Source organism: Dietzia sp. NPDC055340 (assembly GCF_053645335.1).
Window position 1 is genome coordinate 43,592 of the sequence record NZ_JBSHML010000020.1, and the last position, 15,145, is coordinate 58,736.

The following is a 15,145-nucleotide window of genomic DNA, read 5'->3' on the forward strand; positions in this document are numbered from 1 at the left end:
ACATGTGGACGGACCCGCCTTTCAGGGACGGGTAGCCGGTGGTCGACCGGGGCGTGGTTTCTGTGGCTACTTTACAGAACAGTGTTTCGTGCTGGTCGTCCGCGCAGGTGAAGCCTGGTGGCCGCGTTGAGTAGAGCCGCGATCGACGCCTCGGACGAGCTCTGGCCGAAGCCCATCGCCCACGCCTCGCGGCGCCCGCAGGTGGCGCGCAGGATGGTGCACCACGACGTGTTGCCGGCGAAGGTGGTGCCCTCGTGGCGGTGGCCCTCGTACTGGTGGAACCGCTCGATCTCGACGCGCGCACCGACGCGGCCCAGCATCTCGGACATCGCCGTGAGGTCCCCGCACGAGGAGGTGGTCAGGCGGCGGGTGGTGAAGTCACCGGGCGCGTCCTCCGGGCCCCGCGTGGCCAGGATCGCCTCGTAAGCGGTGATCCCGCGCCCGAGCGGGCGGCGGGAGAAGTCGGCCAGGTGGAAGTGGTCGGAGGAGGGGGCGAAGGTGTCGACCATCGTCCGCCAGTCCATGCCGGCCGCCTCGTCCGCGAACCCCCGAGGGAGACGACGACGATAACGCTCGGTGAAGGGACTTCGCGCACCGGCCGGTGCGGCGACGGACGCGGTGGTCCGGGGGTACGGGTGTGCGGAGGCGTTCATGGTTCTCTCGTGTCTCTCGACGTCGGTGCGGCGACCGACGGAGGACGAGCAACCACGCAACGGGGATGCCGGTCTGTCAGACCCCGTTACGTCCGATTACTACGAGTAGATTCCGCATGGCCCGCACTCTAGCCGCGCCCGGGCCGGACCGGCAAGGACCACGGACCGCCGTAGATCAGTGGAGCACGAGGGTTCGCAGGATCCGACCCTCGAGGCGGTCGAGCAGCTCGGACGCGCCGGATGCGGGATCCGGATGGGACCGCGATCGCATCAGCTCGATGGCGGCCTCTCTGGAGAAGAGGCATTCGGCCAGTTCGCGCCGCTGTTCGGCCGCGCAGTCGGCGTCCAGCGCCAGAGCCAGCCGCGCGCGAACATGATCCCGCCGCGTGGCGGCGAGATCGGCGAGGTACGTATCGATCACCGCCGCTGGATCGGCGTCGGCGTGGCTGTCCAGAAGGTCATGGAAGACCGCTCGTGACTGCGCGGTGAGGTACTCGGATACGGCGGTGATCAGGTTCGCGCGGGTTCGGTAGTAGTACGAGGTCGACCCTTTTGCGATGCCGAGCTCTCGGTCGATCGCCTGGTGGGTGAGGGCGTGGCTGCCTCCGCGGGAGGCGAGCGTGATCGCAGCCCGGCAGATCTGGTCTCGTCGCGAGGGGCGATTGGTCATGCCCGCACCCTATCCATTGACCCTCTAGCAATATAGAGTCGGGGCATGTGGAAGACGCCGACCGATGCGCGACCGCTGGATTCAGTCCGACTCTCCACACGTCAGCGCGAGGTGCAGGACTCGATGAGCGGGCGGGACAACGTCTACGTCTTCGGCCCGCCGGGAACCGGCAAGACGACCTTGCTCGACGCGGTGCATCGGGCGACGAGGCGCTCGGTGAGATGGCATTGTGCGGAGTTCTTCCGGGCGGTCCACGACGAACTTCCTCGGCAGGGAAGGGATCTGGACGCCACGGTGAAGACGCTGACAGGGAAGGCCGGCGCCGTGTTCTTCGACGAGTTCCACGTCCACGATGTCGCCGACGCGATCTACCTGCATCGCGCCCTGGCCTGGTGGGACTCCCGCCGGGTGCGGGTGGTCGCCACCTCGAACTACGTGCCGGAGGGGCTTCTTCCCAACCCCCTGCTCCACGACGCTGCCCAGCCCGTCATCGCGCGGATCCGGTCACATTTCGACGTGATCGACCTCGATGAGGGGGTCGACCACCGCGCCGGCGCCACCGGGCGGGAAGGCGGGTTCGCCTCCGGCAAGTGGTTGTCCCTCGTCTCGCACGGGCAGGCGAACGGATCGCTCGTCCTGGGCGGCCGAGCGCTGCCGGTCCTACCCCGCCCGGTCGGGACGCGCGCCATCGAGACGACGTTCACCGCATTGTGCGAGAGCCCGTGGTCGACAAGTGATTACCTGGTGCTTCTCGCGGGCCGGGAACCTCTCGTCCTCCACGACGTCCCCCATCCCGCAGAAGTCGGTCGTGAACCGGGGCAGCGGTTGGCCAACCTCGTGGACGTCGCCTACGACCGGGACGTTCCACTGACCATCCATTCCCCCGGAGTGCCCGATGACCTCCGCTCGTCGGCGTTCCCACCGTTGGACGTCGATCGAACCGTCAGTCGTCTTTCCAGCCTCGGCACAGCTCACGATCAGACCCCGGCTCACGGAGAGGCCCCGCCCGGCCACGACTCCGCGCCGTAGGGTCAGCTCTCCCGCCGGTCGGCATACTGCCGCAGGTTCTCGACCTGGCCCGGGTCGAGTGAGGGTTTGACCGCGTCCCGTGCGCGGGCCACGTCCTCGGCGGTGACCTCGGCCGCGTCGATGTCGCGGCGCATCGCGGTGAGCGCGGACTCGCGCAGCAGTGCGGCGCAGTCGGCCGCGGAGTAGCCGTCGAGCTCCTCGGCCACCCGGGCCAGATCCACGTCCTCCGCGAGTGGGACGTTCCGGCCGGCCGCGCGGAGGATGTCGGCGCGGGCCTCGGCGTCCGGCGGCGGCACGAACACCAGGCGCTCGAGCCGCCCGGGCCGCAGCAGGGCGGGGTCGATGAGCTCGGGGCGGTTGGTCGCACCGAGGATCACCACGTCGTCGAGCGGCTCCGCGCCGTCGAGCTCGGTGAGCAGGGCCGCGACCACGCGGTCGCCGACCCCGGAGTCGCCGGTCTGGCCGCGGCGCGGGGCCAGCGCGTCGATCTCGTCGAGGAACACCAGCGACGGGGCGGAATCGCGGGCCTTGCGGAACAGGTCGCGTACCGCCTTCTCCGACGAGCCCACCCACTTGTCCATGAGCTCGGCGCCCTTCACCATGTGCACCGTCAGGCGCCCGCTCGCCGCCAGAGCCCGGACGACAAAGGTCTTACCGCAGCCGGGAGGCCCGTACAGCAGCACGCCCTTGGGCGGCTGCACGCCGAGGCGCTCGAACGAGTCCCGGTGCTGCAGCGGCCACAGCACCGTCTCGGTGAGGGCCTGCCGCACCTCCTCCATGTCGCCCACGTCGTCAAGGGTGATCGAGCCCAGGCTCAGCTCCTCGGTGCCCGACCGGGACAGCGGACGGATCACGCTGACCGCGCCGGTCAGGTCCTCCTGCTCCAGCCGCGCGTCGACCGCGGTGGTGGCCGCGGAGGCCGTCGAATCAGGGTCCGCGGAATCAGGGTCCGTGGCGGGGGATTCCGTGGCCCGGGCGGCCGCGCGCAGTGCTGCCTCCCGGGTGAGGGCGCGCAGGTCGCCGGCCACGTAGCCGGGGGTTCTCTCGGCGACGGCGGTCAGGTCGAGTTCGCCGGCGGGCACGTCCCGCAGCATCACCTCGAGCAGCGCTGCGCGGTCCGCGGCGTCGGGCAGCGGTAGATCCAGGACCCGGTCGCAGATCTCGGGCTCGCGCAGTCGGGCGTCGGCCTCCTCGGGCCGGACACACGTGGCCACCAGCACGGAACCCGGGTGCGCCACGACCGACCGCAGCCGGTCCAGGATCAGCGTCGACACCGGCTCGGTCTCGGCGGGCAGGAGCGCGTCGATGTCCGTGACCAGCAGTACGCCGCCGTTCTCGCGGGTCCGCTCGGCGGCGGCACGGACCGCCTCCAGACGCGCGGCGGGGTCGATCGCGCCGATGGACGGGCCGTCGATCACCTCGAGACGGCGGTCGCCGGTGACCGACCGGACCATCGTCGCCTTGCCCACCCCGGGCGGGCCCGCGACCAGCACCCCGAGGTGAGGTGAGGTGCCGAGCGAGCGCAGCAACTCGGCGCGGTCCAGGGCGAGTGACAGCCACTGTGCGAGGACCTCGGCCTGGTCCGCGACGCCCACGAGGTCCTCGCGGGCGACGGCGGCGATGGCCTCCGAGCCGCCGCCGGGTGTGGAGGAGCCCCCGGGTGACGTTGCACGGCCGGAAGCCGACCCACCGGGAGAACCCGAGGGCCGGGAGTTCATTGGCGCCGCACCGCCGGTGGACGAGTGCGGGGTGGGGGTCGTCGTCGTCGAACCGGGCCGGGCTCCCAGGGCCGGCGCGGCACCGGGGCCGCCCGCCTCGATCACCGCGGTGGTGGGCTGTACCGACACGACCCCGTCCGGGACGGTCGCGGTTACGGTGAGCAGCTCGGTGCTCCACTGCGCGCCCATGGAGTTGCGCAGGGTGCGGGTGGTGTCGGCGGTGGGGAAGTCGGGGCCCAGGTCGCGGGGGAGCAGCGTGACGGAATCGCCCACGCGCACCACCTTGCCCAGCAACGCCGAACGCAGCACCCGCTCGGCCACGCCCCGGCCCGCCGGCGGCAGCCCCTGCACCTCGATGCTCTGCGCGCCCGTGACCTGCGCGGCCCGCACGGTCACGCGCGCGTCCTCGCCAAGTCCGCAGTTCGCGGCCACGACCTCGTCCACGACCAGCACCCCGCTCGGCGAGCCGGCGGCGGCCGCCGCCACGACCGCGCCGGTGGTGCGCGCGCCGACGATCTCGATGGCGTCCCACTCGCGCATGCCGAGAGCGAGAATCACCTCCGGGTGCGCCCGCACGATTCCGCGGCGGGCGTCGGCGGCCGAGGCCGTCAGACGCAGGGTCAGGTCCAGATCCGGGCGCGGGTTCACGCATAGAAGCCTAACGGCGGCCCGCCGGTCAGGGCGGGCCGCCGTCAGGGGCGAACGAGGTGGGCCGTTTGGCCCGTGGTGTCAGTGCACCGGGGCGGTGATCATGCGCCCACCGAGTGCTTGATCGAGTTCCAGGCGACGGGGATCTGCTTGGAGTAGTACGACCAGTTGTGCATGCCGGTGGGCAGATGGTCGATGTCCGCGGGGATGCCCAGGTCGGCCAGGCGCCGGTCGGCGGCGTGGGTGCACTGGCCCGTGGCCTGCTCGAGCGCCATTCCGGCGACGAAGTTGGCGGCGTCGTTGTTGTACGCGGCCCAGTCGCCCGGGTTCGCCACGCCGGTGCCCGAGGACATGTAGATGGCCTTGCCGCGCAGCTTATCGGCATTGATCATCGCGTCGTGGGCGACCCACTGCTCGTTGCCGGGCTCACCCCACATGTTGTTCAGCGTCGCGCCGCGGCTCTCGACGGTGAAGCGGGTCAGGATCTGGCCCAGCGCGTCGGTGGAGTAGCAGCCGGAGACGCCGAACACGCCCTTGTAGAGGTCCGGATGGCGGGTCGCCATGGTCACGGCCGCTCCCGCGCCCATGGAGATGCCGCCGATCGCGCGGTTGGTGTTGGTGCTGATGCGCGGCTCGAGCAGCCGCGGCAGGTCGCCGGTGATGAACTTCTCCCACTTGCTGATGCCCAGCACGGGGTCCTGCTGGTTCCAGTCCGACCACATGGAGCCCTGGCCGCCGGTCGGGATGACGAGGTTGACGTTCTCGTTCGCGAACTGCTCCTTCGCGCCCCACTGCATGAAGCCGCTGGGCAGCTCGGATCCGACGCCGTCGAGCAGGTAGAGGAACGGCGCGCCCGGGTTGGCGGCGCGGTAGACCTCGACCGTGATGCCGCGCTTCATGTCCCCGGAGTCGATGAGCCACCGCTCGTAGCGGCCGTCCACCACAGGCTCACCGACGATCTTCGTCTCGGTGATGTTCGGGTTGGGCTGCGGCGACGGCGGCGGCGGGCCGGCGAACATGTTGGGCGAGAAGCCGAGCGTGTTGGCGATGCCCATCATCGACGAGCCCGAGGAGCCGGGCAGGTTGCCGAGGTAGAGGATCTGGCTCAGGCTCTCCGGGGAGATCGTCCCGAGGGCGTCATTGGCGACCGACTCCGGACTGAGGGTGCCGACCTCCTGCGCGTTCGCGATCGACGGTGTGAGGCCGGCCGCCAGCGCGGTGGCGGCGGCGGTGGCGATCAGCGCGCGGCCGGCGCGACGCATGAGCGGGATGCGGCTCGCGGTGGTGCGCTGATCGGCACCGGTGTTCTCTGCACTCGGGACGGACATGGCAGCTCCTGACGGTCGGCGGCAGCGGGCGTTGCCGCCCCATTAGTCACTATCGCCACATCTCATCACACCGTTACTGCGTTCGCACCTGCAGGTTTGCGGGTGCAGGCCGCCGACAGCGCAGGCGGGCTCACCGGTAGCGCTGGAGGAACGCCGCCTCGGCGAGCGCGATTCGTTCGATCTCGCGCGGATCGACGCTCTCGTCGGGGGAGTGGATCGCGGCGGCCGGGTCCTCGACGCCGAACAGCGCGATGCTCGCCTCCGGGTGCGCCTGCTGCAGCGCCGTGCACAGCGGAATCGAACCGCCGGAACCGATCTCGGCGACCTCACCCGACCCGTACGCCTTTGCGAGGCACTCCGAGAGCAGCTCGTGCACCGGGTCGGTCCCCCCGGCCGCGACCGAGCGGAACGGATGCCCCACGGCCTCGGTCTCCACGGTAACCCGCGCGTTCCACGGTCGCCGCCGCTCGATGTGCTCGACGAGCGTGCGCTGCGCCTCGACCGGGTCCATGCCCGGCGGGACGCGCAGGTTCACCAGGGCGCGGGCACGGGGCTGGACCGCGGCGATGGCCCCCTCGACCGGCGGGCAGTCGATCCCCAGGACCGTCGCCGTGGGCCGCGACCACACCAGGTCCGCGACGGGCGCCGCCGAGGACAACTCCACCCCGTCGAGCACGCCGGCGTCGTCGCGGAACGTCTCCTCCGGGTAGGCCTGCCCGTCCCACTCGCCGGTGAAGTCCAGGCCGTCGATGGTGGTGGCGCCGGTGGCGGGATCGCGCAGCGAGGCCAGGATCGAGACCAGCGCCGCGAGGGCGTCGGGTGCTGCGCCGCCGAACTGTCCGGAGTGGACCCCGGCCTCCATCGTGTCGACGACGACAACGATGTTCGCGATGCCGCGCAGACTGGTGGTGAGCGTCGGCACGCCCGCCGCCACGTTGCCCGAGTCGACGATCAGGATGGCGTCCGCCTCCACGAGGTCGGGCCGCTCGGCCACCAGGTCGTCGAGCCCGCCGCCGCCGGTCTCCTCGGAGCCCTCCACCACGAGGCGGATGCCCAGGCCGTCGAGCGGATCCGGACCGGTGTCGGTGGGGCCGGGCGCGGCCGCCTCGTCGTCCCCTTCCGCTCCCGAGCCCGAGGCGGCAAGGGCTCGCAGCGCGGTGAGGTGCACGACCAGGTTGCCCTTACAGTCGGCGGCCCCGCGGCCGTACCAGCGGCCGCCGCGCTCGGTCAGTTCCCACGGCGAACTGGTCCACGCCGCCGGATCGCCCGCGGGCTGCACGTCGTAATGGCTGTACAGCAGCACCGTGGGGCGGCCGGGCGCCGCGGGGCGGTGGGCGAACACGGCCCTGGAGCCGTCCGAGGTCTCGACGACCTCGACCGCGTCCGGACCGAGCCCCGGCACCGGTAGTTCGCCGAGCATCTCCCGGACCAGCTCGCAGGCCTCGGCGCACGCGTCCGGCTCCGCCTCGTGCACCGACGGCAGCGCCACGAGCGCGGACAGGTCGGCACGCGCCCGATCCATCTGCGCGGTGACCGCGGCGGCCAGCGGGGCGAGGTCGGGGTGGGGATCGGTGAACGCGGGGGAGTCGGCCATGGGGTCAGGATAGTGGCGCTATACGACACACGACGGCAGGTGAACTCAAAGTGAACGGAGAGTGAAGTATGGTGGTGAACTATGAGCTATGTGATTGTGGTCACTCCCGCTGAGGCGGAGCTTCGTGACGTCGACAGTGTGGATGCGCTTCCCGATCACGTGCGGGCCGATCTGGAAGGGCTGCGCGACGAGATCTGTGCGCGCTTCCCGGCGGCGGATGCGATCGGCGAGACCGGGGCGCTGTCGGCCCGGCCGGTCATCGAGGGCGTGGGCGTCGTCATCCGCCCCGAGGTCCTGACCCGGCCGCTCGTTGTGAACGCGGTCATGCGGTACGCGGCGCCCCGCCAGCTCCTGGTGACCGCGCCGGAACTGGGTCTGGTCGCGGATCCGCGGGACCGTATCGAGATCGATGTGCACCGGCGCCCCACGGTGGTGGGTGCGGCGATCACCGACCACGCGGTGCGCGGTCGGCCCTTCGGCACCCTGCCGTGGGTCAGTCGCGAGCTGCTGGGACAGCTGCTCGAGGCGCTCGAGGTGGACGGCGATCGGCTGGAGCTGGAGGGCGACACCGAACGTTGGTTCCTCTACGAGCGGGTGGGCGGGGTGTTCGAGGTCTCCGTCGCGGATGGACCCGACGTCCCGGTCCGGCGGCGCACCCTCACCTCACACGACCTGGGCACCGCGGCGGACGCGGGGTGGGCCTGGGCGCGCTGCGACATCGACTGGCCCGCGTTCTTCGGTGGTGCCGGCGGGGCCACCGCGGCCTGACCCTCAGGCCGGGCGGAGCGGGGTCGGCCGGCTCGATCTGGCCCCGGCCCGCGTGGCCCGGGCGGGTCCTAGACCGAGTTCTCGAACCGTAGGGACGCCACCACGGCGTCGATCGTCTCGCTGGGCACGGTGCCGGGCTCGCCCTCGTCGGCCATGAGCACAAAGACGAGCGAGGCGTCCCCGCCGTCCGGCGTCCGGGTGGACACCGCGATGGTGTCGAACCGGATCGTGGGCGGGGTGCAGATGTTGCGCGGCGGGCGGACCTCGCCCCGGAGCGAGACGTACCAGGCCGGCACCCCGGACACCCCGATGCTGCGCGCCTCGGGCACGGGCACCTCGGCCCCGGCCTGGGTGAAGCGCCGGTCGATCGAATCGGCCATCGCGCGCGACGCCGACTCCGCCTGCTCGCGGGCGTCGCCGGGCAAGGCCGTCTGGCTGACGCCGGACAGGACCCGGAAGCTCATCCCCGCCAGCGGGCAGTAGCCGGGGTCCGCGATCGCGTTGGCGACGGTGACGTAGCCCGACCCCCAGTCGCTACCGGCGTCCGGGCCGGACCCGGTGTCGCCGTAGGGGTCGCCGACCTCCCATTCCGGCGGCACGGAGTAGATCAGTCCGGACGTGCTGCGGACGTCCTTCCAGTCGGGCGGCGGCGGACCTTCGGCCAGCGTCGGTCCGGGCTGCTCACGGTCCGGCGTGTCCGACCCGTCGGACTCGCGGGAGAGCAGGGCGCAGCTCGTCAGTGACGCCACCAGGCAGCCGGCGACGACGGCGGCCGCAGCAGCCCGGACCATCGGGTTCTCAGCCCTGTTCGACGAGCGTCTTGATGCGCTGGAGGGAGAGCGAGACGCCCTCGCCCATCTCCGAGGTGAACGACGGCTGCCCGCCGAAGAGCTTGTCGGTGAGGAACTTCGAGATGAACGTCAGGCCCTCGGGGACCTCACGCCGCTCGGTCAGGCGGGTGCCGCCGTTGGCGGTGGGCTCGAGCTCGAAGACCCAGATCGTGGTGTTCTCGGAGATGCGGTTGGCGAACCTACGACCGGGCTCGAACTCCACCACGCGGCTGGTGGTGGGCCAGAACACCGGTCCGCGCTTGTTGATGTTCAGCGCCCAGGTCCCCTTGGTGGTGCGTCCGCCCGGGGTGAGGACCTTGACGGCCTGACTACTCCACTGGGGCGCGTTGCGGACGTCGGAGATAACCTCCCAGACGCGCGCCGGCGGGGCGTCGATCTCGATGGAACTCTCGATGCCGGCAGGGGTGTTCGCGGTGGTCATGTGGTGCCTTCCTGGTGGTTCGGGGGAGGTGGGCCGGCAGTGTGCGCCGGGGTCAGGACTGTTCGGCCAGGGCCTTGATGCGACGGAGGGAGCCGGAGGAGGACGACGACGGCGACGACGGCGTTGATGATGATGACGACGACGAGCCGCGTGTTCCGCCACGGCCCCCGGGCAGTGCGCTGGTGAGCTTGCGCACCGCGGCCACCAGGGCGGCGGGCGGCTCGCTGCGCTCGGTGAGGCGGGTGCCGCCGGACGGGGTGGGCTCGAGCTCGAAGATCCACTGCGTGCCGTGTCCGCCGGTGCGGTTGGCGAAGCGGCGCTCGGGCTGGAAGTCGACGACGCGGCTGGTGGTGGGCCAGAAGACCGGTCCCTGCCGGTTGATGTTGAACGAGCGGGTCCCGAGGGCCGTCGGCCCGGAGGTGGCCAGGACCTTGCGCGCCTGGGTGCTCCACCGCGGGGCGTTGCGGACCTCGGAGACGAGCTCCCACACCCGGGCCGGAGGGGCGTCGATCTCGATCGATCGCCCGCGCGGCGTCCCGGTCTCGGGGGCGGGGGTGTGGTCGGTGGACATCGGGCCCTCCATCGGGGTCTGGGTCACGGCGTCTCGATGGTAGGGCAGTGCCGGCCGCGGTGGCGGTCGTTCGCCGGTCGCGAACACCTGCCCGGAGCCTTTGCACTCGATGGGGGCGAGTGCTAGAAAAGCGATTGGCACTCGGTTACCCTGAGTGCCAGCAATACCTGAACGAGAAGGTCGCAAGGTGAGGGGCGGATCCGACACGGTCCGCGCCGTCCGTCGCGGGCACCGATGTGACCACACGCGTGTCACCCCATACCCGGAGGATGATTCACCCCATGGCAAAGATGATCGCGTTCGACGAAGAGGCCCGGCGCGGCCTGGAGAGCGGTCTCAATCAGCTCGCCGACGCCGTCAAGGTCACCCTCGGCCCCAAGGGCCGCAACGTCGTGCTGGAGAAGAAGTGGGGCGCCCCCACGATCACCAACGACGGTGTCTCCATCGCCAAGGAGATCGAGCTCGAGGACGCCTACGAGAAGATCGGTGCCGAGCTCGTCAAGGAGGTCGCCAAGAAGACCGACGACGTCGCTGGCGACGGCACCACCACCGCCACCGTTCTCGCCCAGGCGCTCGTGCGCGAGGGCCTGCGCAACGTCGCCGCCGGTGCCAACCCCATGGGCATCAAGCGCGGCATCGAGAAGGCCGTCGAGGCCGTCACCGCTCACCTGATCGACTCCGCCAAGGAGATCGAGACCAAGGAGCAGATCGCCGCGACCGCCGGCATCTCCGCCGCTGACCCGGCCATCGGCGAGCTCATCGCCCAGGCCATGGACAAGGTCGGCAAGGAGGGCGTGATCACGGTCGAGGAGTCGCAGACCTTCGGCCTGGACCTCGAGCTCACCGAGGGTATGCGCTTCGACAAGGGCTACATCTCGCAGTACTTCATGACGGATCCGGAGCGCCAGGAGGCGGTCATGGAGGATCCGTACGTCCTGCTGGTCTCGGGCAAGGTCTCCACCGTCAAGGACCTGCTCCCGCTGCTCGAGAAGGTCATCGGCGAGAACAAGTCGCTGCTGATCATCGCTGAGGACGTCGAGGGCGAGGCCCTGTCGACCCTGGTCGTCAACAAGATCCGTGGCACCTTCAAGTCCGTCGCCGTCAAGGCCCCGGGCTTCGGCGACCGCCGCAAGGCCATGCTGCAGGACATCGCCATCCTCACCGGTGGCCAGGTCATCTCCGAGGAGGTCGGCCTCTCGCTCGAGACCGCCGACGTCTCCATGCTGGGTAAGGCCCGCAAGGTCGTCGTGACCAAGGACGAGACCACCATCGTCGAGGGTGCGGGCGACCAGGGCCAGATCGAGGGCCGGGTCAACCAGATCCGCGCCGAGATCGAGAACTCCGACTCGGACTACGACCGCGAGAAGCTGCAGGAGCGCCTCGCCAAGCTCGCCGGCGGCGTGGCCGTCATCAAGGCGGGCGCGGCCACCGAGGTCGAGCTCAAGGAGCGCAAGCACCGCATCGAGGACGCCGTCCGCAACGCGAAGGCTGCCGTCGAGGAGGGCATCGTCGCCGGCGGTGGCGTCGCCCTGGTGAAGTCCGAGGCCGCGATCGAGGGGCTGTCGCTGCAGGCCGAGGAGGCCACCGGTGCGAACATCGTCAAGTTCGCGCTGAGCGCCCCGCTCAAGCAGATCGCCCTCAACGCCGGCCTCGAGCCGGGCGTCGTGGCCGAGAAGGTCCGTAACCTGCCGGGCTCCGAGGGGCTCAACGCCGCCACCGGCGAGTACCAGGACCTCCTTGAGGCCGGCATCAACGACCCGGTCAAGGTGACCCGCTCGGCGCTGCAGAACGCCGCGTCGATCGCCGCGCTGTTCCTCACCACCGAGGCCGTCGTGGCCGACAAGCCGGAGCCCGCCGCGCCGGCGATGCCGGGTGGCGACGAGATGGGCGGCATGGGCTTCTGATCCAGCCCTGACGCGCGCTCGCTAGAGCGATAGCCCTGTGGCCCCGTACCGGAGATCCGGTACGGGGCCACAGGCCATTTTGTCACGGGAACGTCATCTGAACGATCCTGTGTAAAAGGGCTATGACCTGGTGTTACATGTTCGTTGCGACCCTGGAGGCGCTGGGTCGGGGTCGATAGCGTCGTGGTCAGGCGCCGAGGACCGGCGCTGATCAACCCACTGTGAACGGAGACCCCATGCCGAACTTCGGTCAATTGTCAGACCTCATCGGAGGAGTGACGGACATTCTCGGAGCCTTGACGTTCTTCACGGGTTCACTCGCAGGGGAGGGCGGAGTCGGTGACTTCGTAGACGCCCTGTCCAGCATCAGCGCGAACTGACGACGATCACCCACTCTGGGCCACAACGACACAGGAGCGATACACGATGAATCTCGAATTCGGATCCCTGGCGGGCGTCAGCGGCGCGCTCGGCCTCCTGACGGATTTCCTCGGAGGGTTCGGAGACCTGTTCTCCGGGCTCGAGTACTTCACGGGCGGAGACTTCGAGGAGGCACTGGCCGGAGGGTTCATGCGGTGACCTGACGCTGGCGACATGGCCACATCTCGAAATTCGGGGTGTGGCCCTCGTCTATTTTTCAGTGCACGGGAGCGCGAGGCCCCGGTCGCCGCCAAGCTCCAAAAGGCCCCCAAAGTGCTTTGTTAAGAGAACGTTTAACATTAATTGTTGGGGGACTAACGATGAACGGCGCGAACCCGCCCGGCCTCGCGCCCCGCTACATGCAAGGTTAGCCTTTCCTGACTTCGTTGCACTCAGTGCATCGCCGCAGCTAGGCGGCCACCTGAGAACTTGATTAAAGCGGTGGTTTAGGTCACATTTCCCCGCGGGAGAATGTATTGTTATCTCGAGCCAGCAGCGAGACGGGGATCACAATTGACTCTGGATTCGCTCAGACTATTCTGGCCAAGGTCCCGAAAGCAGGGGCTTGACGCGGCCCCGGGGACCGGGGCGAAACGATAAAGGGAGATACACATGCCTGACTTCAGTGCGATCAGCTCGCTCATCGGCGGCATCAAGAACATCCTCGACGGTGTCACCGGTTTCGCCGGCTCGCTCGCGGGCGACAGCTTCGACACCGTGCTCGGCAGCCTCGAGGTCTCCGACGCCGCTGCGTGATCTTCGGGTTCTTCCGAAGCTGATTCGCAGAGTCCGCCCCGGCTGCGGCGTATAGCAGTCACCCCCCCAAGCATCGGCCCCGGAACGCTCCGGGCCACGTACTTCAAGGAGAACAATATGGGCATCGAACTCGGTTCGCTCGGCGGCGTCATCGGCAAGGACGGCACCTTCGGCATCCTCAGCGATCTGCTCGGCAACGTCGACAAGTTCGTCAAGGCTGCCGGCTACTTCACCGGTGAGGGCTTCCAGGAGGCTCTCGCCGGCGGCTTCATGAAGTGAGCTGACCCGGTCAGTGGGTGAGGGCGTCGGGATCATCCCGGCGCCCTCACCGCATTTGATGGACATGTCGCTGTGCCTCCGACCTGCAGCCCCGACGCGGTGTATGGGGATCTGCTAATAAATGTAACGAGCGCACGTCGTTCGTCGATACTGATGACGTGAGCCGCGCAGAGGCTCCACGGTTTTCCTCGGCCATCACGGCTATGGGACCCTCGTGGTCGCCACTGCGGGCAAGAACTACAGTTCCGTGAGGTCCTCCGAATCCAGTTGGAGTGGCCTGTGGGGCTTGTGTGACCAGTGGGAAACGGGTTAACTCTTTGCTAAGAGTCGGCACGGGTCTGTGAACATCGAGAAGTAAGGCGTCGAAAATATGCGTTCAGTCAAGCGGTTCGGCACGAAGGTCGCGACCGCGGCCCTCGCGGCCGCCATGGTCCCCGTCGTCGCCACGGGCACGGCACAGGCCCAGGGTGGAACCATCAACTACACCAAGGCCACGGCCGGCAACAAGGTCGTCGAGACCGAGCTGGCGGACGGACGTCTGATCGTCTCGGTGTGGTCGGACGCCATGCAGCAGGAAGTGCCGAACATCGTCCAGCGTCCCCGCGACGGTAACGCGGGCGCTCCGGTGCTGTACCTCGTCAACGGCGCCGGCGGCGGCGAGGACTCCGCCACCTGGCAGGCGCAGTCCAACGTCAAGCAGTTCATGGGTGACAAGGACGCCTGGACCGTCACCCCGATCGGTGGCGCCTTCTCGTACTACACCGACTGGCAGAAGCCGGACCCCAACGTCCAGACCCGCTACGCCAGCGACACCCACCCGATGAGGTTCGAGACGTACCTCGCCGAGGAGCTCCCGAACCTCTTCGAGGGCGCGTACGGCGGCAACTACGAGGGGCGCAAGCGTGGCCTCGCCGCCATCTCGATGACCGCCACCTCGGTCCTGACGATCGCGCAGAAGCACCCGGGCAAGTTCCAGGCCATCGGCTCGTACTCGGGTTGTGCCGAGACCTCCACGCCGATCGGCCACGAGTTCATCAACATCGTCACCGGCATGCGCGGCGGGGCAGACCTGAACAACATGTGGGGCCCGTTCCCGGGCGAGCCTGTCGCGGGGACCAACAGCTGGTTCGACAACGATCCGGTCTGGGGCGCCTGGCGCTTCGAGGAGCAGCGCGACAACGGCACCCTGCCCGCCATGTTCATCTCGACCGGCAACGGCCTGCCCGGGCCGCACGAGAACCTCGAGAACTGGCGCCTGAAGGGCAACGGCGTCGCCCTGGCCAACCAGGCCGTCGTCGGCGGCATCATCGAGGCGGCCACCCAGTACTGCACCGCTAACCTGGCCCGCCGCTTCGGCGAGCTGGGGATCCCGGCCCACTTCGACTTCGCGCCCAACGGCACGCACTCGTGGGGCTACTGGGAGGACGACCTCGCGCAGTCCTGGCCCATGATGGCCAACGCCATGGGCGCTCGCTGGGGCGAGATCTGATCGGCTGACGCCGCAGCGCACCGCGCAGCTCGCAAGGACCCCGTCT

15 protein-coding genes are annotated in these 15,145 nt (G+C 69.6%); 7 read left to right on the forward strand and 8 right to left on the reverse strand.

What is annotated here, in order from left to right:
* Nucleotides 1–71: 71 nt before the first annotated feature.
* Nucleotides 72–653: a hypothetical protein gene (locus ACWIFB_RS14325; RefSeq protein WP_452099846.1), complete on the reverse strand. Its 582-nt coding sequence runs from the start codon at nucleotides 651–653 to the stop codon at nucleotides 72–74.
* Nucleotides 654–828: 175 nt separating this feature from the next.
* Complete coding sequence (locus ACWIFB_RS14330) at nucleotides 829–1,323, reverse strand: TetR/AcrR family transcriptional regulator (RefSeq protein ID WP_452099845.1); 495 nt, start codon at nucleotides 1,321–1,323, stop codon at nucleotides 829–831.
* Between the two features lie 45 nt (nucleotides 1,324–1,368).
* On the opposite strand from ACWIFB_RS14330, the gene zapE reads away from it, so the two are divergent.
* Complete coding sequence (gene zapE / locus ACWIFB_RS14335) at nucleotides 1,369–2,352, forward strand: cell division protein ZapE (RefSeq protein WP_452099844.1); 984 nt, start codon at nucleotides 1,369–1,371, stop codon at nucleotides 2,350–2,352.
* A 2-nt stretch (nucleotides 2,353–2,354) separates the two neighbouring features.
* Here the strand turns inward: zapE and ACWIFB_RS14340 are convergent, their stop codons facing one another.
* The 3 genes from ACWIFB_RS14340 to ACWIFB_RS14350 all read right to left on the reverse strand — a co-directional run bounded on the left by ACWIFB_RS14340 (nucleotide 2,355) and on the right by ACWIFB_RS14350 (nucleotide 7,640).
* Nucleotides 2,355–4,718, reverse strand: coding sequence for an AAA family ATPase (locus ACWIFB_RS14340; RefSeq protein ID WP_454058614.1), 2,364 nt, complete (start codon nucleotides 4,716–4,718; stop codon nucleotides 2,355–2,357).
* 101 nt (nucleotides 4,719–4,819) lie between these two features.
* Nucleotides 4,820–6,046 (reverse strand): alpha/beta hydrolase, encoded by a 1,227-nt coding sequence (locus tag ACWIFB_RS14345; protein ID WP_454058615.1) that lies wholly within the window; start codon nucleotides 6,044–6,046, stop codon nucleotides 4,820–4,822.
* A gap of 130 nt (nucleotides 6,047–6,176) precedes the next feature.
* On the reverse strand, nucleotides 6,177–7,640 hold the full coding sequence (locus ACWIFB_RS14350) for a M20/M25/M40 family metallo-hydrolase (RefSeq protein ID WP_454058616.1): 1,464 nt from the start codon (nucleotides 7,638–7,640) through the stop codon (nucleotides 6,177–6,179).
* Nucleotides 7,641–7,721: 81 nt separating this feature from the next.
* Between ACWIFB_RS14350 and ACWIFB_RS14355 the strand changes: the two genes are divergently transcribed.
* Nucleotides 7,722–8,408: a hypothetical protein gene (locus ACWIFB_RS14355; protein ID WP_454058617.1), complete on the forward strand. Its 687-nt coding sequence runs from the start codon at nucleotides 7,722–7,724 to the stop codon at nucleotides 8,406–8,408.
* Between the two features lie 68 nt (nucleotides 8,409–8,476).
* On the opposite strand, the gene ACWIFB_RS14360 is transcribed toward ACWIFB_RS14355, so the two are convergent.
* Genes ACWIFB_RS14360 through ACWIFB_RS14370 form a run of 3 tightly spaced genes read right to left on the reverse strand, consistent with a single transcriptional unit; the run spans nucleotide 8,477 to nucleotide 10,278 of the window.
* Nucleotides 8,477–9,199 (reverse strand): hypothetical protein, encoded by a 723-nt coding sequence (locus ACWIFB_RS14360; protein WP_454058618.1) that lies wholly within the window; start codon nucleotides 9,197–9,199, stop codon nucleotides 8,477–8,479.
* 7 nt (nucleotides 9,200–9,206) lie between these two features.
* Nucleotides 9,207–9,680, reverse strand: coding sequence for an SRPBCC family protein (locus ACWIFB_RS14365; protein WP_344993834.1), 474 nt, complete (start codon nucleotides 9,678–9,680; stop codon nucleotides 9,207–9,209).
* Nucleotides 9,681–9,732: 52 nt separating this feature from the next.
* Complete coding sequence (locus tag ACWIFB_RS14370) at nucleotides 9,733–10,278, reverse strand: SRPBCC family protein (RefSeq protein WP_452099838.1); 546 nt, start codon at nucleotides 10,276–10,278, stop codon at nucleotides 9,733–9,735.
* A 254-nt stretch (nucleotides 10,279–10,532) separates the two neighbouring features.
* On the opposite strand from ACWIFB_RS14370, the gene groL reads away from it, so the two are divergent.
* From groL to ACWIFB_RS14395, 5 genes are all read left to right on the forward strand, one after another.
* The gene (groL, locus tag ACWIFB_RS14375) at nucleotides 10,533–12,155 is read left to right on the forward strand and encodes a chaperonin GroEL (protein ID WP_452099837.1); all 1,623 of its coding nucleotides are present in this window, start codon (nucleotides 10,533–10,535) and stop codon (nucleotides 12,153–12,155) included.
* A gap of 426 nt (nucleotides 12,156–12,581) precedes the next feature.
* Nucleotides 12,582–12,734, forward strand: a complete 153-nt coding sequence (locus ACWIFB_RS14380) for a hypothetical protein (protein ID WP_452099836.1) — start codon at nucleotides 12,582–12,584, stop codon at nucleotides 12,732–12,734.
* Between the two features lie 453 nt (nucleotides 12,735–13,187).
* The gene (locus ACWIFB_RS14385) at nucleotides 13,188–13,331 is read left to right on the forward strand and encodes a hypothetical protein (RefSeq protein WP_452099835.1); all 144 of its coding nucleotides are present in this window, start codon (nucleotides 13,188–13,190) and stop codon (nucleotides 13,329–13,331) included.
* A 117-nt stretch (nucleotides 13,332–13,448) separates the two neighbouring features.
* Nucleotides 13,449–13,610 carry a hypothetical protein gene (locus ACWIFB_RS14390; RefSeq protein WP_454058619.1) on the forward strand — a complete coding sequence of 54 codons (162 nt, stop codon included), beginning with the start codon at nucleotides 13,449–13,451 and terminating at the stop codon, nucleotides 13,608–13,610.
* Between the two features lie 370 nt (nucleotides 13,611–13,980).
* On the forward strand, nucleotides 13,981–15,099 hold the full coding sequence (locus tag ACWIFB_RS14395) for an alpha/beta hydrolase (protein WP_452099833.1): 1,119 nt from the start codon (nucleotides 13,981–13,983) through the stop codon (nucleotides 15,097–15,099).
* Nucleotides 15,100–15,145: the final 46 nt, after the last annotated feature.

Excerpts from the sequence above, each read along its gene's own strand:
- ACWIFB_RS14325 (WP_452099846.1), bottom strand. The coding sequence starts at position 653 with ATGAACGCCTCCGCACACCCGTACCCCCGGACCACCGCGTCCGTCGCC.
- ACWIFB_RS14330 (WP_452099845.1), bottom strand. The coding sequence starts at position 1,323 with ATGACCAATCGCCCCTCGCGACGAGACCAGATCTGCCGGGCTGCGATC.
- zapE (WP_452099844.1), top strand. The coding sequence starts at position 1,369 with ATGTGGAAGACGCCGACCGATGCGCGACCGCTGGATTCAGTCCGACTC.
- ACWIFB_RS14345 (WP_454058615.1), bottom strand. The coding sequence starts at position 6,046 with ATGTCCGTCCCGAGTGCAGAGAACACCGGTGCCGATCAGCGCACCACC.
- ACWIFB_RS14350 (WP_454058616.1), bottom strand. The coding sequence starts at position 7,640 with ATGGCCGACTCCCCCGCGTTCACCGATCCCCACCCCGACCTCGCCCCG.
- ACWIFB_RS14355 (WP_454058617.1), top strand. The coding sequence starts at position 7,722 with ATGAGCTATGTGATTGTGGTCACTCCCGCTGAGGCGGAGCTTCGTGAC.
- ACWIFB_RS14360 (WP_454058618.1), bottom strand. The coding sequence starts at position 9,199 with ATGGTCCGGGCTGCTGCGGCCGCCGTCGTCGCCGGCTGCCTGGTGGCG.
- ACWIFB_RS14365 (WP_344993834.1), bottom strand. The coding sequence starts at position 9,680 with ATGACCACCGCGAACACCCCTGCCGGCATCGAGAGTTCCATCGAGATC.
- groL (WP_452099837.1), top strand. The coding sequence starts at position 10,533 with ATGGCAAAGATGATCGCGTTCGACGAAGAGGCCCGGCGCGGCCTGGAG.
- ACWIFB_RS14380 (WP_452099836.1), top strand. The coding sequence starts at position 12,582 with ATGAATCTCGAATTCGGATCCCTGGCGGGCGTCAGCGGCGCGCTCGGC.
- ACWIFB_RS14385 (WP_452099835.1), top strand. The coding sequence starts at position 13,188 with ATGCCTGACTTCAGTGCGATCAGCTCGCTCATCGGCGGCATCAAGAAC.
- ACWIFB_RS14390 (WP_454058619.1), top strand. The coding sequence starts at position 13,449 with ATGGGCATCGAACTCGGTTCGCTCGGCGGCGTCATCGGCAAGGACGGC.
- ACWIFB_RS14395 (WP_452099833.1), top strand. The coding sequence starts at position 13,981 with ATGCGTTCAGTCAAGCGGTTCGGCACGAAGGTCGCGACCGCGGCCCTC.